The following is a 22,506-nucleotide window of genomic DNA, read 5'->3' on the forward strand; positions in this document are numbered from 1 at the left end:
CTCGCTACATAATAATCCCCCCTTCCGCGATTGCCCTCTAATTCTGTTTCCATGGGTTCACAATAATCAGCCTTTCACCGAGCCTGAAACCATGCCTGAAACGATGTATTTTTGACCAAATAAATAGACGATTACAACAGGTAAGCTTGTCAATACAATATCGGCGGAGACTAAATTCCAATTTTTAGAAAATTGTCCGAAGAAATTATATATCGCCAGCGTCATTGGCCAATTTGACGTATCGTTTAGATAATATAAAGGAAGCACAAACTCGTTCCATGTATTCATAAATATTAAGATAGCTGCAGTAATAGCAACGGGTCTTAATAACGGAAATACAACTTGAAAGAATGCTCTATTCGGGCCACATCCATCCACAACTGCAGCTTCATCCAGTTCTTTAGGCACACCTTCGACAAAACCATAAATAAGAAATACGCTGAAAGGGATCTGAAAAGCAGCATATAAAATGATAATTCCTGCTTGTGAATTGATTAGATGAGTGAACTGCATCACTTTCGTTAATGTCACGTAATTGATTGGCATGGCTATTCCCATGATGACAAATAAATACATCATTCGATTCATCTTAGACTTATTTCTTGCGAATACATAAGCTGCCATCGAGGCGAGCAAAATCCCTATGATGGTTGAAAACCCTGAATACATCACACTATTCAGAAAAGTATGCGCTAGTTTTCCTTTTTCTATAACGATTGAATAGTTTTCAAAATGTAGGCTTTTGGGTAAATCAAATCCCATAGAACTTGCTTGACTGGATTCCTTCAGAGAATTATTTACAATTAAGAGGAGTGGAACAACCATGACAAGGCTGATCAAAATTGAAATCAAATGATTTAAGCTGCCAAGTACATTTTTTAACTTCATGTCCGAACCCCCTCCTCTTTACTCATTAATCGAATGACAAAGTAACCAATGATCATCATAACTGTGAATAAAACCGTAGATAAGGTAGTCCCCACACCATAACGCCCTTCTGAAAACTCTTTAAACACAGCCGTGTAAATAACATCTGTCGCATAGCCCGGACCACCGTTTGTTAATACATAGACGATGTCAAATACCCTTAAACCATAGAGCAGATTTAAGACAGTCGTTATTAAAAGCGCGGGCATTAGCAATGGAATCGTAATATGTTTGAGTTTTGCAAAAAAGTTTGCACCATCGATAACGGCTGCCTCGTAATAATCCTTGGAAATGGATTGGAGCCCTGCCAGTAAAATGACCATGATATAGCCAACACCCTTCCAAATATCCACGGCAATAATTGATTTAAAGGCCCAATCCAGATCGACAAGCCATTGCTGTGCGAACACATCTAACCCAACTGCCCGTAAGCTCACATTCAATAACCCTGTCTCTGGATTTAAGATAGATTTAAAAATAAGTCCGACAACTAATACCGGTATTATCGCTGGCATGAAAATCAGCACACGGTGAATATTCCTTAATTTATTTGCACCTTCGTTTAAAAGTAAGGCAAACGAAAATCCCAAAACCGACTTCAAAATAATAGTTGCTACCGAAAAAATGAGCGTATTATTGATATAATGCATGTAATGTTCATCAGATGAAAATATCATTTTGAAATTGTCAAGGCCAATGAAAGTGATCTCATCGGAAAAACCGCTCCAATCCGTAAATGAATAGTAAAACCCCATAAAACTTGGGATTATGATAAACACCACATACAAACCAACTGCTCCAATTGCAAAATAAGAAGGATATATTTTTTTGTTCATACGTATGCACTCCACTCTATCTTTAATAAAAACAACAACCCATCTGGAAAAATAGCCCAGATGGGTTGTTGTTCCATCTTTTATAATCTACAATTACCAAGCAGGATCTTTAGCAGCTTTTGCTATACTCTCTCTCTTTTTATCAATAGACTTTAATACATCTGCAGGTGTTGAAGTGCTTCCCAACATGGCCTGAAGCTCCTTACCTATATCCATCCACTGCGCATTTAAATAATTAATAGAAGTCTGGAAAACTGTTCCTGCCTTTTTATAGGTTTCGAAAAACTTCTTTTGCTCAGGTGTAAATTTATCCTTTAAATTTGGAAAATTAAGCGTGGAAAACTTAGGCTCACTATCTAAAAATGCTTGCAAGTTTTCCTGTTTGGCTAAAAATGCAAAATATTGTTTGGCTTCTGCAATATGTTGGGAACCTGAATAAATAAACTTACTTGGAGCAGCAGGATTTACATTTAAAATTTGATTATCTGCAAGTGGCATTACAAAAAAACCAAAGTTATCCGCTTTCATTTCAGGATAGGCTTTCTCAATGTTTGCAGGTTCACTTGGATTATTAAGCGTCATTGCAAATTTACCACTTGCCATATTTTTCTCTGTATCAGCAAACGTATCAGAGAAGGCATTCGTCCCAAAGAATCCTAATTTGTTCATTTCCTGAAGTTGAGTTAGAGCAAGCAACATAGTCGGATCATCGGCAAATTTCGCTTTATTTGTATTTAGTCTATCCGTTAGGCCTGGTGTTACTTCTTCGAAGCGTGGTCCAATTTCCGGAAACCATAATACGTGATGCCATCCATCCGAAATAGGCTCATAGATTGGTGTAATCCCAGAATCTTTAATTTTTTGACTAATTGATTTAAATTCCGAATACGTTTTCGGAATAGATAACCCTAACTTTTGGAAAATCTGCTTATTGTAGTTGATAATCCAACTTCCCGTATTATCCCACACTGTCAAAGCATACACTTTGCCATTAACCGACGCTTGTTCAATAGATAGCGGATCTTCACGCTTCACCCATTCTTCTCCACTTAGATCAACAGCATTTTTCTCTACGTTATATTGTGTAACAATGTCACTTTTACCACTCTGCCCGCCAAAAATGTCAGGTGCTTCCTGGGCGTTTAATTTTGTTTTGAGAATATTCGTATACTGATCTGCCGGAATAATCTGGTAATCAATGTGAATACCCGTTTCCGCTTCGAATTTTTTGGCTAATTTCATTTCACCATCTTTTACCCAATCCTGACTAGCTATGTATGTTAACGTAATGTCTTTTTTCACTTTTGAGGTTGAGACTGGTGTTACTTCAGACGATGTTGGAGCAACAGTAGCTGTTGATTCCGTTTTGGAAGAACTGCATCCCGCTAATAAACCAATACTTAATAGGCAAACAGTAGTTATTGAAGACAATTTATTCATGTTCCCATATCCCCTTTTATTCATTTTTTGTAAACGTATTCATAAAGGAATAAAAAATTCATTATTATGTTGCTTGTTCCCCCTTTTCCTCTAATTCTACCCTCCAAACGAATGATCTCGCTGATTACATCCTTATTATATTAAAGTTGTTTCAGGTTCTCCATGGAGATGGTCAGCGTTTTTTTTGTATTATTTTAACCACATGAATCCATATAAATAGCTTTGACAAACTTGATTTCTACACACATAATTGAAGAACAAAATTATATTTGACACGTTGAATACCATTTATAATTTCCGACAGGAGGAAGTTATGCTGAACAAATTTAAAAACATTCAAACCATTCTTTTCACCACGTATTCCTTGATCATCATAATTGTTTTTACAGTTCTAGTCGTTTGGATTTATTTATGGGTATCCGATTTATTAAGGGAAAACGCAACGGATTCCATATACAATCTTGCTCAATCGACGCAAGAAAAATTAGATCTTGAAATACAAAAGATGGATGCCGTTACGCTTGATGTGATGTATTCTAATTTGGTAAAAGACTTATTTATTGAATACACGAGTGGAAAAACGGAAGAACAATTACATGCTAGTACGAGTAAATCAATACCCATGAATAACTTCGAAAGTTCCAAAGAACTAGCCGACATTTTGGCAATTGCAATCGGTCCCAGTAGACCGGTGGATCAAGTTTATTTATACGATTTTATGAATAGTGTCTATGCAAATGGGATTGAAAACGGCCATCAAAGCTATGATCCAACTAAAGAAGACTGGTATAAAACTGTTACTGAAAATAAAAAAGGCAAATTTATTCACCCTCCTGTCCCAGATGAAAAAATGTCTAAGTTCTTGTCATCCAACCAAGTGCAGTACTCCATTTCACTCTTTCGTTTGTTTTACGATCAAGAAAATGTAGCCCAAGGAATTGTCGAAGTTAAGCAATATTACAACCATATCTTTAAGAGTATTATGGACTATCTCGATCGAAATCCAAATCGCGAGAAAATAATAGTGTTTGACGATTCGAATCACATCATATATCCATTAAACATGAATCAATCAGATTACGAGCCCTACATTACAAAATATTCTAATTATAACAATGACGATAAATATACGATAATCACCAATCCAACAACCAAAGAAAAAGAAATGCTCTCTATTAAACATTCTCAATTTACTAGATGGAATGTAGCTATCATCATTTCAGAGAAAAAATTGCTAGCTCCCCTTTCCTTATTTGCAAAAAGAACCGTTTTTGTCGCAATTCTTATACTAATTTTCGCTATCCTGCTATCATTTTTTTCTGCAAAAAGAATTACGCTGCCGATTTTAAAAATACATCGTACGATTCGCAATATTCGGTTGGAGGATATTGGATACAACCCAACTCCCCAACAATTGAATAGCGGTTTAAATGAACTAGATCAATTACATTTATCCTTTATCAATATGAATTCCAGGTTGAAGAATTCAATGAATGAGCTCTTGTTGTCACAAGCTCAGGAGCTTCAATCCAAAATGATAGCGCTTCAATCGCAGATGAACCCCCACTTTCTATATAATACGATAATGACCATACGAATTATGGCAGAAGAAAATATGAATTCCCAAATTATTGAAATGTCCGATAATCTATCTGACATGCTGCGTTACATTTCTTCTGATGAATCTTTAGAAGTAGATATAGCAACTGAGCTTCACTATACTGAAAAATATATAAACATACATCAAATAAGGTATGGTTCCCAATTACAATATTCCTTTGAAATTGATCCCAATATGTTAGATTTAAAAATTCCTAAACTGATCATTCAGCCGTTGGTAGAAAATGCTTTAAAATTCGTCACAAGAAAAGCCTCGCCTTGGCATATTCACATTGTCGGAACAATTACGAACAACAACTGGCAAATTACTGTTTCTGATAACGGCTTAGGGTTTAATGATCAACAGTTAAATCTCCTATATGAAAAAATTGAGAAAATCGAACAAAGTAAAATTATGCCTGGGCTTAAGCTTAATGGAATGGGGTTGCTAAATATTTATTTACGGCTTAAATTACAATATCAAGCCAAAATGGTTTTTCGAATTGCATACAATTCTAATGGTGGTGCATCTGTTACAATAGGTGGTTTCATCGTAGAGGAGGAATGATATGAAACATAAGCAGATTAAAGTAGTTATTGCTGAAGATGAACTGTTGATACGCAATTATTTAGTAAAAAAAATTGAAACCAGCGATCTAAATTTTCATGTTATCGGTGCGGCAAATGACGGGAAATCTGCGCTTGAACTAATCGAGTTATATCAACCTGACCTTGTCGTAACCGATATACGTATGCCGGTTATGGACGGACTTGAATTAATTAAAACACTCCATCTTCATTTCCATCATATTAAGAAAATCATTATTAGCGGATTTGCTGATTTTGAATACGCACAACAAGCTATTCGTTATAATATTGATGAATATTTACTTAAACCAGTAAAACCGATTGAATTAAACAGAGCGCTTATGAATATTAAGCTATCACTGGAAGACGAAAAGACAGCATTGATTGCCATAGATCATTCAGGTGACCCTAGAGAAATTGTACATGCGGTGCAACAGTACATTCGTGAAAACTTTAATAAAGAATTAAATATGGTAGAAATTTCAAGTAAATTTAATTTTAAATCATCTTATTTAAGTAAGATTTTTATCAAGTATACAGGTGAATTGCCCTCGAAATATCTTACAACTCTGCGTATTAACGAAGCCAAGTATTTACTTACAAACAACAAACAACTTGCCATAAAAGAGGTAGGAGAATTAGTTGGTTATCCGGACCAATTTTATTTTAGCCGAATTTTCAAACAAGTCACGGGCTTAACACCAAAAGGGTTTCAACAAAATGAGCAATCTTGAAACAAAAAATCAGTTCTTAACCGCATTTCATAATGCGCGTCAAGAACTGACCTTAATCCATACAGGAAAACACAATCGAATTATTTAGAACAGAAGCAACAACCAGAACAGCGATCACTGGCAAACGATTTATAAGTGTCATCAGCAAATTACTCCCCATAAGATGAGCGGAATACTGATGGCTAGTCCCAATGTAATCAGTAAAAAACTTCCACCTGCTGCCCCGGCAACAGCCAACACATTATCGAGGCTCATAACAAGATCGGCAATAAGAATCGTTTTAATCGCCGTGCTTAAATGTGAACTCGACTGCTGCTTCTCTTCTTGCTCATCATTGTTATGCAAGCTTAATGCTATATTGTGAATTCTATTCTACTTAAAATGTTAACTCCGGCTCATTAATCGTTCTTACCACTTCAACAAAGTTTATTATTTAATTAATTTCGCATCAGCAAATACAAAATTAACATAATCATTACGATTCGTCTGGAATCGAATTTCTAGTGTTTTCACATTCGTAATATCGACATTAAGGGCAACTGGGTCTACCGCAGCAATGACATCACTTGTAACTGACAATACCTTGCCGTCACCTGTTATGGTTAACGTTCCTTTAGCTTTGCTTTTCACAACAGAATCATCAATACCAACATACCCTGTTAACTTCTTATACTCACCGTTTAAGGTATAAGTGACCGCACCACCACTTTTATAGTATGTAGGCGGAACTGACTTATTCAAATGCACACCTAATCCATAATTATACATCTTGCCATTTATCTTAAACGTGTCCCCTGGCTTTGTATTCCAAGCGAATTTCTCCCAATCATCTAAGCTTAGGAATACATTCGCATCACCATCTTTGGTATCATAGACAAGTTCACTTAGATACTTCTCATTCTGCTCTAAACCACTGCTCGTTGGCGTTGTGGGAATTGGTGTTGTAGCAACGCTATTTTGCCCAATCGAGATCGTATCCGTACTGCCGTCCCACTTCACTTCTTTACCTAATGCTTCTGTAAGAAAACGTAGCGGAACGTAAGTATTTCCGTTATAAATAAATCCTTTGGCATCTTGAGGGGGGGCTTTCTTAACGCCATCAAACAGATACGTTAAGTTTTTAAAATACACGTCAATCATAGTACTCCCCGATGCTGCGTACACCGCTGTTCCTGACAATACTAAGCAAATCAAAAAACCACCAACAAAACCTTGCAATAATCTCTTCATTTGAATCCCCCTTGCTTTCCATAACTTTATGTTTATACCGGTTGTTTACTAGGCAACACAAACGTTATTTTATCGAAAATTGGCGATTTATGTTGTCGTAATTTGTCGCAAAAAATATTAAGTTCATTAATTTTTCACAAAAAAATTACAATCACTTGAGTTAAAATAAAGAGCCGCCACAAGCATAATGCTCGCTATTCTTGAAGAGTATTCATGGGAAATCAAGCAGGACTAGCGGTTAGTGTGTTAGGTAAACCCAGTTATCTCTAGTAATCCTTAGATCTTCCAAGCTAAACTGCCTGGTAGTTGAACAACTTTACAAGGTTATTGCCCGAGCCAGTCCTGGACGCTTATTGGGAGGCTTAGATTAATCAAAAGAACATCATCTTGCCACCTTTAACTATTAAGAGCCTTTATAAAGCCACACGCTCAGTCAAAATAAAAAGGTTGTTCTGAGTAGAACAACCTTAAAAAATTTGTTACAACATTTATTTCATAGACTTCTATTATCAGTAAATGAGACGACTACGACTTAGGCATCACCATCGTATTCAATACCCAGGCAATGAAGCACTGGTGGTACTTGAAATGATGTTTTCACCTCACGATCACCTACCATAAGTGCATCACGCAAATTCAATTGGTGAATCGGACCATGAACTCCATAACTTCACTAACTTCTAGGTCACACAATTGTTTTCCGCGACGACGAGAGACAGCGGACGGTTAGGGGTTCGTCGACCAAAGTCCGGCATGCTTCAATACGACGCGAGGATGCAGCTTCAACTGCGCAACGATCAAGTCAGCCAAGTCTTCCGGCTGCATGACCTTCTCAGGGTTGCCGTCCGTCAGCTTGAGCTCCAATGCCATATCGGTTGCGACCGTGCTTGGAGTCAATGTGCTTACGCGAATGTTTTTCTTTCGAACCTCAAGCATTAAGGACTCGCTTAACCCGATAACAGCGGCTTTCGATGCCGTATAAGCGCTCGTGAGCGGAGCCCCTCTTTGTCCAGCCGTTGATGCAATATTAACAATATCGCCAGCATTGCGCTCCATCATTTCCGGCAATACCGCGCGGGTGGTGTAATATACGCCTTTAACGTTGACGTCGATAATATTCGTCCATTCTTCGGGCGTTAACTCCATAAAGCCGCCGAATTTGCTAATTCCGGCATTGTTGACGAGAATGTCAATTGCACCCAGTTCACCGCGAATGGACTCAACCGCCGCAGTAATGGAAGCAAGATCCGCCACGTCGGCTGTTGAAATGACTACCTTCACGCCGTACGGCTTGAGCTCCTCCGCTACCTTCTGCAAATTTTCAAGCGAACGTCCCACAAGACCGACGTGAATGCCCTCTTGAGCAAACGCAATTGCTGTTGCACGCCCGATACCGCGTCCCGCTCCGGTAATTAATGCTACTTTCCCTGCTACGGATTGCATATTTTTTCGCTCCTTTAGTTCTCGATATGTAAAGCTTGATTCAACACTATTTTAGCACAAACAAAAATAAGACTAAAATCGATATTCGAGAGTGAGGTGGTCCCTGTGTGCAGTATTGTATTATCAAAATGACATCTTCTGTATTTACTCAGATGTTATTTACAAACAAACGGAACAAGTCGCTGTTACATTGGTAACAGATATCAGACTTGTGTACCAGTTAAAGCGTTTTTTGTTGAATTAACGTTCCCTCGTTAGCGCAATAAAGTCTATTTATCAGACAATGCTCCTATGGTTGAAATCAATCTAATTGGGGTCTGAAGCCTCCAGCAAAACTTCAAACAGCTTCTACCCATGTTGATTCACGAATTTTATCTCTTGAGGTGTGACGGGTACCAACCAAACCATTAAAATTGGCTTCTCGCCCTCCACGGTATACACTGCAAAATCGTCTGGTATGTCCTTGCCCATTAGTCGAGAGGATCGCCAGGAACGAAATTAGTCGATGGATCGATTCCATCGCCGCGCTAATGTATCTCGTAAGATGAATGAACTCATGCTTTTTCGTTTAACTTTTCGGTAAAAACTTGAAAATAAAATTCATATTTCTCTGGAAGTCGCTGTTTTAAGTAATCCCAAAACCACTTTTCATCAAATTCATTTGGTCGGTTAACAAGCAAGTCAGGTAAGTTATGAAATACATCAGCAATATTGTTTATTTCTTGCAAATCAATTTTAGCCTGGATCCATGATGAAGGTTTCCACCATTTTATACGATGAGTATAAGAAGCACTCCGAATATCTAAAAGAACACAATAAAACAGATATACGTATGCCTTTTCTTTCAAAACTTCCATCTTTAATAACTCCCCATGTATAGCTTTAAATGCTTACGTTCGCCTTTAACGCAGTTTTTGTTCGATGTACTGTAACAAGAACTCTTTATCTTCAGGAAAGGAAAAGTGCAGGTCATTTAGCTGCTCAGTGGTCTTCCAAGCAATTTCATATATAAGTCCAGGGTCATGGATTGTTGGATGGTCACTTAAAATCTCAACCTCAAAATATGTTACATGGAATTCAACTGGACCAATTGCCCCTGCATTACCCTTTATCTCTTTGTTAATTTTACAGAGGCAACCTGTCTCCTCATAAACTTCCCTAATACAGCAATCTTCTAAGGTTTGATCTTCTTCTTTTCCCCAGAAGGCACCGACCATCGTTTTTCTTCTTCTGGTTTACCTTGTAGTACCATAAGTAATTGTCTATCAGAATTGTTACATATAGCTGCCGCACCGACCCAAGGATTCATCAGAATCCCCTCCTGCCCCACCCTAAACAAGATACAAAATCGAATTCCTCAGCATATATTTCGTATACTGATTGTCCATCTACTATAAAATCAGCAAAATAATCGGTCCTGGATAACCGTCTCTTAAACAACTTTTGAATTCTAATTTCGAAATTCTCATTTTTAAATCCTCGCAATTTTTACTCCCGTTAGTTGAGCGCTTGCACCACCAAGTAAATACAATGGCTGGCCGTTTTGTTTAGATCAGTAAACTCGACAGAGACTGCTGAAAACTTTGTTAGTTAATTGGTCAGTTGTAGTTATAAAAGAATCTTCTCCTTGAAGTTGGTACTGACGTATCTACGTCTGAAGAATAGCCTTGGATATCCCCACTACTTTGAGCAACGGTATCCTGACTTTCCTTTCTCTCAAGGTACCTTTTTGCAGCTTGTATTTTTCTTGTGGTGTTAATTTGGACATATAGAAAAACTGCACCTCCAATTGTTAGATTGTGTCTAACAATTGGGGTGCAGTTCACATTGAACGGTCTTTGATTTTGAATGATGGATGGTTCAATTAATCAATGAATCCAAGCACCCGAAGCGTCCGCACAAGGACGGCCGCCGCTTGCGCACGTGTCGTCTCGGCTTCCGGACTGAACATATCCTTGCTGGTACCAGTCATGATGTTAAGCTTAACCATCAGTTGAATGTCCTCCATATATATCGTGTCTATCCTTCCAATATCCTTATAGCCATTCAAGCTAACCTTTTCTCCTGTGGATGGCAGCTTCTCAAGTCCAATTGCAGCCGCCAGCATACTCGCCATTTCCTCGCGCGTCAGCAGTTGATCCGGCTTAAAGCGGTTGCCGCTCGCGAACTCCAATAGGCCGAGTTCCTTCGCTTGTGCAAGCTCGCTATAATACCAAGCACCTTGCTTTACATCCTCATATGGCGCTGTGGTGTTGGTAGAATGGCCGCGTCCAAGTATCCGTACGAGCATCGCGGCAAATTCCCCTCTAGTGACCGCTTTGTTCGGATCATACAAGCCTACGCCGCTAACAAGCCCTTTTGCCGCCGCTAGATCGATGAAAGGTTTGCTCCAATCTTGTCGTACATCGGTGAAGTCGACCGGATTGTCCGCCACGACGTACACACTGTTCGATAATGAGCTGATCATCACATACAAGTTGCCCTCGATCTGCACCTTGCGCGCAGGAACAAACTCGAATTGCGTCTTCGTTTCGTTATAGCGGAATGCCCCCCATTGTTCCGGCAGGTCCGTCAATTCATTCGGCATCGGGATGATTCTTACCATCGCCTTGCTGAACTTGTCAGCCGTACCTATCAGTTGCTTAGTCTGGATATTGATGATCTCGATGTTGAAATCGACAATGGCGCCCATTACCTTGCCGTTCGGCAAGCCGCTTGCAAACGCAGCTTGAATGTCCGCGTCACCGGACTTGTCGGTCAGTGTGATCTTGAAGCTTATATCCTCGGCATTCAGTTTGTTCGCGGCAAGCAAATCCTTCATTCCCGGAATGAGGGAAGCCAGATTAACCGGCACTCGGTAACTGCCAAAAGGCGTCTGAATCTCGATGAAGAAAGTTGCGTTCTGGCCCGCAAATCTCGTTAATATGCTATCAGGGATGCTGACATAAACTATCCCGCCCTTCGGCGTCACTTCCAGCGTGACGGACGGCTTCGTCGTATCGATGGTATTCGGGTCAAATGGTACACCGTTCAGATCGATAACCAAATCGGAGACCTGTTCCTTCTCCGGTTCCGGAGAAGTTGGAGGTGTCGAGCTGCCGTCTCCTGCGCTTATTACAATCTGTGTCACCGTAAAAGTCACTGGCATCATGTCGGTCGCTGATACCGATACCGTTGCCGTATAGGTTCCTGCGGCAAGTCCGGCGTTCGGTTGTAACGTAAATGTCGTGGACGGCGCCCCGCTATTCAACGAAGTCTCTGCGGGCTGCGTAATCGTAAAACTGCTCGCATTCGTCCCGCTCAACATTGTCGCCAAGTTCGTCAAGTCGCCCGCGCCCGTCCGCGTCACGTTCACTGTTTTCGTATCCCGTGCCCCCGATGCATAGCCTGTTGTCAGATTATTCAGCGTCACGTTCGGCAACGGACTGATCGTGTACGTAATCGGCGTCCACTGCGCGTACAACGTTAACGCGACGGATGGCATCGTCACCGTTGCACCTGCCGCATACGCCGTTCCGCCTCCGTCCGCCTGCGTGTTCCATCCCGTAAACGTGTAGCCCGTTTTCGTGAACGTATTCGCTTGCGCCGCGAAGGTCGCTCCAGAGGCTTTGTTCGTCTCCGTCGGCACCGTGCCACCGTCGGATGTATTACCGGCGTAAGTTACGGCGTACGTAATCGGCGTCCACTGCGCGTACAACGTTAACGCCCCGGATGGCATCGTCACCGTTGCACTCGCCGCATACGCCATTCCGCCTCCGTCCGCCTGCGTGTTCCATCCTGCAAACGTATAGCCCGTTTTCGTGTACGTATTCGCTTGCGCCGCAAACATCGCTCCCTGCGCCTTGTTCGTCTCCGTCGGCGCAGTGCCGCCGTCGGATGTATTACCGGCGTAGGTCACCGCGTACGTAATCGGCGTCCACTGCGCGTACAACGTTAACGTGCCGGATGGCATCGTCACCGTTGCACCCGCCGCATACGCCGTTCCGCCGCCGTCCGCCTGCGAGTTCCACCCTGCAAACGTATAGCCCGTTTTCGTGAACGTATTCGCTTTAGCCGCAAAGGTTGCTCCAGACGCTTGATTCGTCTCCATCGGGGTCGTGCCGCCATCGGATGTATTGCCATCGTAAGTGACGCCATACATCGGCGGCGTCGAATCGCTCACCGTTATCACTAATGTCTGCTCAGATCCGGCGCTAAATGTAAACGTCAGCGTCGTCGATCCCACTGACTGCCCCGCCAAGTAGCTCTGACCAATCGTGACGGTTCCGTCCACTACCGTGTAGTCCACGTCTTTTCCCAACAGCGTCCCGCCATTCGCGATACTCATCAGCGTGTTGCCGTTCAGTGTCATCTCCGTCGCTACATCCGCCTGGTTCGCCAGATTTATATCAAACGTCGCCGTCGTCGGGCTGATCACGCTATCCTGCGGCATCGTCGCCTTCGATAGGTTAACGGAGATGGCCGCGCTCGCTACTCGCGGCGATTCGTTGCCAGCAGCGTCCGTCGCGGTAAGGACGTACTTGTACGAGCCGGGCGGCAGATTGCCTAGAGCGGCCGCGGGTACGGAGCCATCGGCCGCGCTCATTCCCAGATTCACTCCCGTCGCCGACAACTCGCCTGCATCGATCAAGTTGTCAGCATTGGCGTCATTCCAGGCATAAGCGCGAACGTTCACTCCGGACTCGCTGATCGCATTCGCCGATCCGCGCAGTTGATCCGGCGTTCCGGCATAGTTGTCGATAGCCGTGAACTTCGTAACATCTACGGTCGGAGCCGTCGTATCCGGCAGCTCGTCCTCCATAATCGTGATGCTTGCGCTTGACTGCGCTCCCAGCGACACCGTGTTCGAAGGATCAGAGAGCGTTGCCGTAAACATCCGATTGCCGGAGTACACCGTGTTATCGTCAATCGGGATCGGATAGGTCTTGACCGTTTCGCCCGCCAGGAACGAGATCGTATCGGTGACTGCGGTATAATCAGTGCCGGCGGTGGCGGAGCCGTCCGTCGTCGTCAATCGTACCGTCGTCGGCCCGTAGCTGTCGCTTCGAACGATGGTAACAATGGCGGATCCTCCGTCCTCGGAGACGGAATAAGCAGCCGAATTGAAGGCGATCGACCCTTCGGACTTGCTGAGCATGAGCTCAATAGAACTGTTGGATTTGAGTACCAAATCCGGAATTCCGTCGCCGTTGAAATCTTCAGCGTTGACCTCTCTTACGTTAACAGGCGGGGCATAAGTGATGCCCGATTGGAAAGTGCCGTCGCCGTTACCAAGGAATAGGACATAAGAGTACGCTTGAGTCGTAACCAGGATATCAAGACGGCCATCGTTATTGATGTCGCCAGCGTCTAAATAGAGCGGGTATGACCCCCCACCGGACGAATAGAAGATCGGTGCGCGAAACGAACCGTCTGCGTTGCCGAGCAGGATCGTCATTCCGCTATCGCCATTCGCGTTTAACGCTAGGTCAGCTACGCCATCGCCATCCCAATCTCCGATTGCAATTTCGTTAGGAAAGGTTCCCGCCGGATAATCTTGCCTACTGAATCCGCCGTTACCGTCACCAAGAAAGACACTTATCGAATTGGAGCCATCGTTGGAACAGATCAAATCCAAATTCCCATCGTTATTGATGTCGTAAGTCTCCACGTAGCGCGGATATCTTCCCACCATCTCAGTAACAGCTGTCTGGAAGGAGCCGTTGCCATTCCCGTACAGAATGGAGATCCTGTCTGCACCATCGTTCGTAGCAACTACATCCAAGTTCCCGTCTTTATTGAAATCGCCGGAGGTCACAGTCAAAGATCTGTAGCCGGAAGGGTAGAAGACGGCGTCCATATATTGGCCGTCAGCCTTTCCGATCAGGATGGAAATCGTGGTGTCGTTGTAACTGCCAACGACAATATCGTTTATCCCGTCTTTGTTGAAATCGCCTACTGTTGCGGACTTAGGACTGTCGCCGACATTATAGAGTTGAGGCACTTGAAACGTTCCGTCGCCATTACCTCGCAGAACCCCGACTTGATCGGTCATAAGCTGAATAATGATCATATCCAGATTTCCATCGTCGTCGAGATCGGCGTACTCTACGTGATGGATTAGTTCCGATGCTGCAACGGTATAGATGGTTGTAGCGCTTTGATAATGCGACGGGTCGGCTGCCAATGAATGAAGCGGCGCTACTGTTAACATTGCTGTAAGAATCGCAGGTATAAGTTTGATAAGTTTGTTACCGGACTTCCATCTCACTGTAATTCATCTCCTCCCAAACCATTTCCTAAAGATTTTGTCGACTCATGCAATAGAATATCAAATCAAACTATACAAACCCTATACAATCACAGTCGCAGCCCTTCCATCGACTTATAAAGCGCGTAAGCGAATACGTTAAGCTGCAAAAAAAAGACCGCTCCGCGAGATAGAAACGAAATAATTCCGTTTCTATCTCGTAGAGCAGCCTTTTATATAGGTAAGCTTTATTCAACTCTTATTAACTGCGCTCGCCCCGTTGGAACTACGAAGGATACTGTCGTTCCTTCACCTAGCTTACTCTCGAAACTCAGCCCGTGTCCATACAATTGAATCAACCTCCGATTCGTATTGACAATGCCAATGCCTCTCTGCTCTTGCAGGGAAGGATTCAACAGCTTCTCGATCCTATCGGATGACAGGCCAACGCCGTTATCCTTGACCTCGATCAGAATGCCGTCTTCCAGGCGAGCGATCCGCAGTTGAACCGTGCCGCCTATCCCCTTGCTCAAGAGACCGTGCCTAATGGCATTCTCGACCAGTGGCTGGATCGACAGCGGTGGAAGCGACACGCGAACTCCTTTCTCTATTTTCCGAACGACCTCCAGCTTGTCGCCGAATCGCTCCTTCTCAATGTGCAGATAAGCTTCTACCAAGGCAAGCTCGTGAGCCAGCTCGACCTTCTCCCCTGTGTTCATATAATCGAAGCTGATGCGCAGATAGGAGGTGAACGCTTCACCCAGCTTCTGCATCCTGGTCGTATCGATCTTGCTAAGCACCATCAGCGCGTTGAGCGTATTGAATAGGAAATGCGGCTGAATTTGCGCTTGCAAATACGCGGCTTCCATTCGCAACCGATCCTGGATCGACCGCTTGAGCGCGATCAACGAACGAATCCGGCACCGAAGTTCAATCGCATCAGCAGGCTTGGTCACATAATCGTTCGCTCCTGCCAGGAAGCCCGTGTAGATATCTGCAGACTGGCTGCGGGCGGTCATCAACAGCACGGGCAGCTCCGAAACGGAGTAACGCTCTCTCACCCTCTGCGTCAGATGGTAACCGGACATTCCCGGCATCATAACATCGGCAATCACGAGATCCCACGATTGTTGCTCCAGCAATTGCAACGCCTCTTCCCCGGAATGCGCCGTCACGATCTGGAAAGGCTCTGACTCTAGTATGCCGGCGAGCACCTTCAGATTGATCGGATCGTCGTCAACCACCAATAGGCGAATATTGTCGCCATGGAGCAACGGCGGAACCGCGTCGCGTAATGATCTGCCGTCTATCTCTCGCCCTTCCGCTCGCAAGCCTTCGTACGGTTGCGTCGCCGTCGCCGTTTCCCGCTCCGCAAGCCGAATCTGCCCAGCGAGCGATTGTGCGGTCCTATCCGCCAACGGAAGAGTAACGCGGAATGTCGAGCCCCTGCTTAACGCGGAGTCAACCGACAGCTCACCGCCGTGCAGATCGACCAATTGTTTACAAATACTAAGCCCCAGCCCGATTCCTCTACCATCGCCGATTCCGTATACAGCTTGTTCGTAAGGCATGAATATTCGCGCCTGCGTCTCTTCATCCATGCCAATGCCGGTGTCAGCTATCTCAATCACGGCTTGCCCGCTCCGGACTTCGGCAGATAGAGTGATAGATCCCCGCTCCGTATACTTCAGCGCATTGTGCAGTAAGTTATACAGGATTTGTACCAAACGTTTCTCGTCCGCCATCACAGGCGGCAGCGACTCCGTTATGTTCATATGCAGCATGATCGGCTTGCCTTCCGCCATATATTGAAGCATCGCTATAACGCCGGGGACGATCGCTTGGGCGCGAAGCGGCTCCAATTGCAAGCTTATGCGATGATCCCGCAAGCGTACGACGTCAAGCAAGTCATCGAGTAGATAAGACATACGCCGACTAATCGTGCCGAGCAGTTCCATCTCCTGGCGACTGCCCTCCGTGAGATTATCCTTCTCTCTCTCGTAGAGATTACCCGCGATATTCATAATGCCGTGCAGCGGCGTACGCAATTCATGCGAGGTGTTCGCGAGAAACCTATCTTTTATTTTGTCGGCGATCTTTAACTGCTCGTATAATTCGCTAATCTCATCGGCATTCCGCGAATACTTTTTGAACCAATGCGTTGAAAATGCGATGACGGCAACCATAATGTCGATTGGATAATAGACGCTCGTCACTTCCCTGAAACTGTCCAACATAACCCACGTCAGATTGGAAAACGTACTGATCGCGGCAACCAGCAGCCAATTCAGATCGTTGTCGGCTTGCTTCTTGAATACCGCCTTGACCACGACCCCAATAAACAAAATATACGACAGCAAGTAAACCACAAGGAAAATATGCAAGTCTACCACGCTGTTCACGACCGATGCAGGCGCAACCAATAGACCCGCTGTCAGTCCCGCAAGCACGGCAATGTATATCTTCATCCCTCGTCCGCGCCATGAAATTCCTGTCGACTTCATGAAGACGAGCTGCAAAAACATATTTTTCCACAGCAAGGCAATAGGCCTGATCCTGATGGTCCATGTGTAGTCGAAAGGCAGCCACATAAACAATGATTTGTCAAAACCGCTGGATACCGTAACGCCGGCAAATAAAAAAAACAACCCCGTGAAGAAGAGAGATGTGTCTTTGCGTCTGTAGAAGTAGACGATGCAAGCATACATACCGTGCAATAACAAAATACCCACAGTCAATATCTGAAAGAGGAGCGAACGCTGGCTCATGTCATCTATCGCCGTCTCCGTGCCGAATCGGACAGAACGCGTAATCCCCCCGGAGAACGGAGCGTGGAAATTCGCCGTGCGAATGAGCAGATCGATCTCCGTAGCCCCCTTTTCCGTATAAGAGAGGCTATATGAGGTATTGCTGGGCACATACTCGCTTGCTGCCTCGGCAACGTGCCCTGCTCCCCCGATAATGTTACCGTTGATCTCGACTAGCGAGGAGGCTTGAATCCCTTTGAACCAGAACGCAACAGGCTGTTCAAGCCGATCGGTTAGGATGCGAAGCCGATACGTTCCGTAACCATAGGCATTAGTGGCATCGGAATTCAACTCTGCTCTCCAGTTACCCGGTACTTGAATACTGCTTCGAGGATGCTTATCCTCCTGAACTTGTTGCTCGGACATCAGTTGACCGGGATACCATTCCCATTGTCCATCCAACGTTAACGGAGAGGATGACGCAAGGTCCGTTCCGCGCAAGTCGATGATTCCGTCTATCGCATGAAACGACTTGTCAAAGGGATAAACTTCGTTCCACGCCGATCGAAGTCCAAAGAGAATGACAATAATCGCAAGAACGAGAAAATAGAGCCTATAGGGCGCCAAAGGTCGAATAAGCCATTTCATGCCGTAATTAATTTCCACTGTTCGTACCAGCGAACGATGTGAGCGCCGATCGGCAACTCCAACTCGCTTCCCAATCTCGATTGAAGAAGCAAGTATTGCTCCTCCACTTCAATCTTACTGCCTACGGCGTCGTACAATTTCATGAGCGCGAAATAGCAGGATTCCTCTTCCGGATACAGGTCCTGAACTCGCCTATTGACTTTAATAGCCTTGTCTTGCATTCCATGCTGTTCATAAAACTCGCTTAATCGGGTCATATTATACAGCCAAATTAATCGCAGCCGTTCCCGTTCGTGTTCCGCCCAAATATATTCATATTGCCCAAGATATCTGCCTTCATAAGCATGCAGCGTACGCTCATAAGCATCGACCGTGCTCGCATCAAGTTGACCCAGTTGCTTCACGGCTTGTTCCCACGCCTCCGTATCCACTCGCGCTTCGCCGATATCAAGCCGATATCCGGCCTCCCGCTCTCCAGATTGAATAGAAATCATGTCCAACTTATATCGCTTTAAGGTTTGACGGACATGGTAAATCTCCGTATAGAGATGCTGCACCGTATTCGTCTCCTCGATGTCAGGCCATAACAGTTCAAGCAGTGTGCTGCGGCTGACCGTCCGGTTTCTATGAAGGAGCAGGTAGGCGAACAATTCTTGCGCCCTGCTCGTCCGCCACTTCACAGTTTGCGACTCCATCCCGGGATGCCGGAACCGGATTCGGTCAAAACAGCAAATCCAGGACGAATCCGACTTCGGCGGTTTCATCGAACCTTTCCAATTCAGCTTTTCTTTGACGCGCATTACGGTCTGGAGCAAACGGTGTCTCTCCACCGGCTTCATGATATAGTCCAAAGCATAAAGCTCGAATGCGCGAATCGCATACTGGTCGTAGCTGGTAATGAATACGATTTCGATACCCTGTATGATCGCCTGAAGCTGTCTAGCGAGCTTCAGCCCATCGATCTCGGGCATATGAATGTCCAAGAAGACGACATCTGGAGCATGCTCCATTGCGCCCGCAATGACCTCGGTCGGATTCGAATACGCAGCTACGATCTCCATATCGTCGAATTCGCCATCTAATGCCATTCGAAGCCCGATCAAGGCCAATGGTTCATCGTCTACCAATAGAACTTTCACCCTGGTATCCTCCTTGCAGGCTGTTCGGTTGCTGAATATGGGCGCTACGCTTGAGATGGAATAAGCAGGTAGCGTGTAAAAAAACGTTACTGCTTAGGCCCCCCAAAAAATAGCATGACCATAAGAGTATGGACAAGTGAAGCAAGGACGTGGCGCTCCTGCTTAAACAATGTAGAAATAACTTCACCATACGCAAGTCTCATTCAGGTTGGTTGTTATCAATCAAAATTACAGTGTCCCTAAGAATCCGGAGAATCGACTCATTATGCATCATTAGTCGTTCGCCCAGATTAGCAGCTTTACTCTTTATTTCCCGATCCTTCGGACCGGTTTTTGCTCTGACGACGGCGTTTGCCCATTCCTCTTTACCACGTTCAAGAATGTCGTCATGGCAAGGAGTCGTGAACGACCGTTCCGAGTTCATCCATCGCCTAGTTACCGCGATTTGGATGAGCGCCGAGGCCAGACTGACGAAGATTGGTTGGTTTTCGAAACCTGTCACTGGAGGACGGTTTGCTGCTGTTGTTGCTATTTTGACCGAACTGGCGTTCCAGTTCGTTAACATATTTTTCTAACTTTTCGATTTTGGCGGATTGCTTCTTGATTTGGATGCTTTGCTTCTCTACAGGTTGAGATAGCTGATGATTGTTGGCTAGATTGGCATGGAAGTAACCCGCAATTTCATCGTCTACCTTACTGATTTTCTTTGCCACTTGTGGTGATAGTTCCATGCCCTTCACCACTTTAGCAACTTACTTCGACGCGTTAAATCCTAAATCCTTTAAAATAAAAAAGCCTGATTCCTCAGGCAATTACATTAAAAGTTATGTAGGCACTTTTGTATCATTGGACATTAGTATTATACTCGAAAATAAAAAAAAGAAAATATAGTGGGAATCAAAGTATGTATGATCTCCCACCTTCTTAAACGGATCTTCTAACGACAAGAATCTATACCCATTAGCGATAGGAAGATCCCTACACCATTAAAATCGCAGAATTTCACGATAAGAAAACACCTCATAAACGAGCATCGCTATCATTCGAATTCTAGCTAACGATGATCCCGATTTCCAACGCCTTCTGGACTGCTTCTTCCTTGTTGCGTACTCCTAGCTTTATATAGGCCGAGGAGGCGTAATTTCTGACAGTACCGACTGATAAATACACCTTGGACGCTATCGTCTTGTACCCGAGCCCTTTGGCAACAAGCTGCAATATCTCTATTTCCCTGTAAGTCAGGTCATAATCGTTAACGGGTTTCAATTGCGTTGATTCGACGCTCTTATCGAGCTTCTCGAATATTTGATGAGACATTCCCTGATCGATTAATGTGCCTCCTCTGTGAATAAGGCGGATCGTATTTGCCAGCTCTAACGGTTCGGTTGATTTCAGCAAGAAGCCGTCCGCACCGCTGCGCAGTAAGTCCAATGCTTGCTCTGCATCCTGGAAAGTCGTGAAAATCAACACGCGAATCTGTGGCCATTGCTGCTTGATCATTTTGGTTGCCTCGGCTCCATTCATGCGTGGCATATCCAAATCCATTAGTACCACGTGAGGCTGGATGCGTCCGCACAGATCGACGGCTTGTTCACCATCCTCTGCAGAACCGACTACGGTCAAGTCTTGGTACTTGTCGAGCAGCATCTGCAGACTTTCCCGAATAAAAGGTTGGTCGTCGACGATCAACAACTGAATATGGTCGTCCTCCATTTCTGCTTGTCGCGGCAACGAACAGGTAACAAGCGTACCGTCCCCAGGCTTCGTATAAACGGACACTTGCCCTTGCAAATTCATGGCCCGCTCCTTCATCGCGTTCATGCCGAAACCCTCCCGCCATTCTTTCATCCCTGTTCCATTGTCATGCACCTCCAGCCTCGTATCTTGCTGCCCAAATTGCAAAGAAACAGTGATTTCCGTCGCCTGACCGTGACGAACCGCATTCGTTAGAGATTCTTGCAAGCAGCGAATGAACGCCATTCTCGCTTGTTGCGATAGTGGATACTCCTCTCCGAACGCACGAAAGTTTATGTGGATCCGGGCATGCTCTTGAAATTCATCTCCGAGCTTTTGCAGAGACTGGACCAAGGAAAGAGACTGGTGCGGAGAATCCATTTGATGCAAGTAACCCCTCACTTCCTCTATACTTTTACGGCCCAAATTAAGCAAGGAATCCAGCCTCTGTATACCCATTTCAGTAGCAAGCTCGGAGCGTAACGCTTCCATTCCCATGATGATGGACGTATAAGCATGACCGACAGTATCGTGAAGCTCTCTCGACAGCCTGTTTCGTTCTTCTGCCAGCGTAATACGCTCGATTTGGGACATATATTGCTCAAGCACGGCATTTTGCTTGCGAATCGTTTCATTTTGCCGATGATTGACGATCAATAAATGAAACGCGAAGCCCATCACATAAGCAAATCCATAATTGGTTACCATGAACCAATAGTTGGTATCTGGCGAAACGACATAAAAAATTCCCGGTATTACCAAGACCGTTGCTGGAGCCGTCCAATAATAAGACCGATGTGCGCTATTCGCTGCAATCAGAAAGGCTGAGGCAAGAAAGGAAGGAAAAGCATCTGGAAACATCGAGGTTAAATGTATACATAGTCCGCCAAATAGCAGTATTTCTGTGAATAAATAATATTTGTAGTTGAGCAGTAAGCACACCCAGGGAATAGAGAACGCGGCAATCTCCCAAAAAATAACGATCCAAAGAGACAGCACTAGTCCTTCCTGGAATCTAATCGTCGTAAGGACAAGCGAAAAGCTAATAATAAGACGAATCCCCAGCATAATCCAATCATACCAAAACCACTGTTTGACCATATCCAACAACTCATTCAACCCCTAAGCAACTTTCTTTTTGTTTCCTATAGTATTATAGACCAAACCTTCGTGAGGTACATAACTGGCTGTTTACGCTACAGCATCTGCACA

17 protein-coding genes are annotated in these 22,506 nt (G+C 44.4%); 2 read left to right on the top strand and 15 right to left on the bottom strand.

Going from position 1 to position 22,506, the window contains the following annotated elements; all coding sequences use genetic code 11:
- Nucleotides 1-66: 66 nt before the first annotated feature.
- From A8708_RS34120 to A8708_RS34130, 3 genes are all read right to left on the bottom strand, one after another.
- Nucleotides 67-888 carry a carbohydrate ABC transporter permease gene (locus tag A8708_RS34120; protein ID WP_068671469.1) on the bottom strand — a complete coding sequence of 274 codons (822 nt, stop codon included), beginning with the start codon at nt 886-888 and terminating at the stop codon, nt 67-69.
- Complete coding sequence (locus tag A8708_RS34125) at nt 885-1,763, bottom strand: carbohydrate ABC transporter permease (protein WP_068671471.1); 879 nt, start codon at nt 1,761-1,763, stop codon at nt 885-887. The genes A8708_RS34120 and A8708_RS34125 overlap by 4 nt, the downstream gene beginning before the upstream one ends.
- Nucleotides 1,764-1,856: 93 nt before the next feature.
- On the bottom strand, nt 1,857-3,203 hold the full coding sequence (locus tag A8708_RS34130; protein WP_068671473.1) for an ABC transporter substrate-binding protein: 1,347 nt from the start codon (nt 3,201-3,203) through the stop codon (nt 1,857-1,859).
- 313 nt (nt 3,204-3,516) lie between these two features.
- Here A8708_RS34130 and A8708_RS34135 point away from each other — a divergent pair, with 313 nt between their 5' ends.
- Nucleotides 3,517-5,370 (top strand): sensor histidine kinase, encoded by a 1,854-nt coding sequence (locus tag A8708_RS34135; protein WP_068671476.1) that lies wholly within the window; start codon nt 3,517-3,519, stop codon nt 5,368-5,370.
- Nucleotide 5,371: 1 nt separating this feature from the next.
- Complete coding sequence (locus A8708_RS34140) at nt 5,372-6,124, top strand: response regulator transcription factor (protein WP_068671478.1); 753 nt, start codon at nt 5,372-5,374, stop codon at nt 6,122-6,124.
- A gap of 141 nt (nt 6,125-6,265) precedes the next feature.
- Here the strand turns inward: A8708_RS34140 and A8708_RS36705 are convergent, their stop codons facing one another.
- The 12 genes from A8708_RS36705 to A8708_RS34195 all read right to left on the bottom strand — a co-directional run bounded on the left by A8708_RS36705 (nt 6,266) and on the right by A8708_RS34195 (nt 22,404).
- Nucleotides 6,266-6,469 carry a TerC family protein gene (locus tag A8708_RS36705; protein ID WP_068671480.1) on the bottom strand — a complete coding sequence of 68 codons (204 nt, stop codon included), beginning with the start codon at nt 6,467-6,469 and terminating at the stop codon, nt 6,266-6,268.
- Between the two features lie 84 nt (nt 6,470-6,553).
- Nucleotides 6,554-7,354 carry an NPCBM/NEW2 domain-containing protein gene (locus A8708_RS34150; RefSeq protein WP_068671482.1) on the bottom strand — a complete coding sequence of 267 codons (801 nt, stop codon included), beginning with the start codon at nt 7,352-7,354 and terminating at the stop codon, nt 6,554-6,556.
- A gap of 726 nt (nt 7,355-8,080) precedes the next feature.
- Complete coding sequence (locus A8708_RS34155) at nt 8,081-8,797, bottom strand: 3-ketoacyl-ACP reductase (protein ID WP_028557774.1); 717 nt, start codon at nt 8,795-8,797, stop codon at nt 8,081-8,083.
- Between the two features lie 554 nt (nt 8,798-9,351).
- Nucleotides 9,352-9,654, bottom strand: a complete 303-nt coding sequence (locus A8708_RS34160; RefSeq protein ID WP_068671484.1) for a hypothetical protein — start codon at nt 9,652-9,654, stop codon at nt 9,352-9,354.
- Between the two features lie 45 nt (nt 9,655-9,699).
- Entirely contained in the window at nt 9,700-10,014 is a 315-nt protein-coding gene (locus A8708_RS34165; protein ID WP_239696933.1) for an NUDIX hydrolase, read from the bottom strand.
- Complete coding sequence (locus A8708_RS36940) at nt 9,972-10,106, bottom strand: NUDIX hydrolase (protein ID WP_275667952.1); 135 nt, start codon at nt 10,104-10,106, stop codon at nt 9,972-9,974. The genes A8708_RS34165 and A8708_RS36940 overlap by 43 nt, the downstream gene beginning before the upstream one ends.
- Nucleotides 10,107-10,661: 555 nt before the next feature.
- Complete coding sequence (locus A8708_RS34170) at nt 10,662-15,047, bottom strand: FG-GAP-like repeat-containing protein (protein WP_068671486.1); 4,386 nt, start codon at nt 15,045-15,047, stop codon at nt 10,662-10,664.
- Nucleotides 15,048-15,274: 227 nt separating this feature from the next.
- Complete coding sequence (locus A8708_RS34175) at nt 15,275-18,421, bottom strand: hybrid sensor histidine kinase/response regulator (RefSeq protein ID WP_068671488.1); 3,147 nt, start codon at nt 18,419-18,421, stop codon at nt 15,275-15,277.
- Nucleotides 18,418-19,560 carry a response regulator gene (locus tag A8708_RS34180; RefSeq protein WP_068671490.1) on the bottom strand — a complete coding sequence of 381 codons (1,143 nt, stop codon included), beginning with the start codon at nt 19,558-19,560 and terminating at the stop codon, nt 18,418-18,420. Before A8708_RS34180 ends, A8708_RS34175 begins: the two co-directional genes overlap by 4 nt.
- Nucleotides 19,561-19,759: 199 nt before the next feature.
- Complete coding sequence (locus A8708_RS36305) at nt 19,760-19,984, bottom strand: hypothetical protein (RefSeq protein ID WP_068671491.1); 225 nt, start codon at nt 19,982-19,984, stop codon at nt 19,760-19,762.
- A 7-nt stretch (nt 19,985-19,991) separates the two neighbouring features.
- Nucleotides 19,992-20,291: a DUF6444 domain-containing protein gene (locus tag A8708_RS34190; protein ID WP_068671492.1), complete on the bottom strand. Its 300-nt coding sequence runs from the start codon at nt 20,289-20,291 to the stop codon at nt 19,992-19,994.
- Between the two features lie 319 nt (nt 20,292-20,610).
- Nucleotides 20,611-22,404, bottom strand: coding sequence for a helix-turn-helix transcriptional regulator (locus tag A8708_RS34195; RefSeq protein ID WP_068671493.1), 1,794 nt, complete (start codon nt 22,402-22,404; stop codon nt 20,611-20,613).
- Nucleotides 22,405-22,506 lie beyond the last annotated feature (102 nt).

Source organism: Paenibacillus oryzisoli (assembly GCF_001653565.1).
Classification (GTDB): Bacteria; Bacillota; Bacilli; order Paenibacillales; family NBRC-103111; genus Paenibacillus_E; species Paenibacillus_E oryzisoli.

Bases quoted from the DNA above. Each gene is read 5' to 3' on its own strand.
- A8708_RS34135 (WP_068671476.1), top strand. From the start codon at position 3,517: ATGCTGAACAAATTTAAAAACATTCAAACCATTCTTTTCACCACGTAT.
- A8708_RS34155 (WP_028557774.1), bottom strand. From the start codon at position 8,797: ATGCAATCCGTAGCAGGGAAAGTAGCATTAATTACCGGAGCGGGACGC.
- A8708_RS34120 (WP_068671469.1), bottom strand. From the start codon at position 888: ATGAAGTTAAAAAATGTACTTGGCAGCTTAAATCATTTGATTTCAATT.
- A8708_RS34175 (WP_068671488.1), bottom strand. From the start codon at position 18,421: ATGAAATGGCTTATTCGACCTTTGGCGCCCTATAGGCTCTATTTTCTC.
- A8708_RS34165 (WP_239696933.1), bottom strand. From the start codon at position 10,014: ATGGTCGGTGCCTTCTGGGGAAAAGAAGAAGATCAAACCTTAGAAGAT.
- A8708_RS34160 (WP_068671484.1), bottom strand. From the start codon at position 9,654: ATGGAAGTTTTGAAAGAAAAGGCATACGTATATCTGTTTTATTGTGTT.
- A8708_RS36940 (WP_275667952.1), bottom strand. From the start codon at position 10,106: ATGAATCCTTGGGTCGGTGCGGCAGCTATATGTAACAATTCTGATAGA.
- A8708_RS34130 (WP_068671473.1), bottom strand. From the start codon at position 3,203: ATGAATAAATTGTCTTCAATAACTACTGTTTGCCTATTAAGTATTGGT.
- A8708_RS34125 (WP_068671471.1), bottom strand. From the start codon at position 1,763: ATGAACAAAAAAATATATCCTTCTTATTTTGCAATTGGAGCAGTTGGT.
- A8708_RS34140 (WP_068671478.1), top strand. From the start codon at position 5,372: ATGAAACATAAGCAGATTAAAGTAGTTATTGCTGAAGATGAACTGTTG.
- A8708_RS34150 (WP_068671482.1), bottom strand. From the start codon at position 7,354: ATGAAGAGATTATTGCAAGGTTTTGTTGGTGGTTTTTTGATTTGCTTA.
- A8708_RS36305 (WP_068671491.1), bottom strand. From the start codon at position 19,984: ATGAACTCGGAACGGTCGTTCACGACTCCTTGCCATGACGACATTCTT.
- A8708_RS34190 (WP_068671492.1), bottom strand. From the start codon at position 20,291: ATGGAACTATCACCACAAGTGGCAAAGAAAATCAGTAAGGTAGACGAT.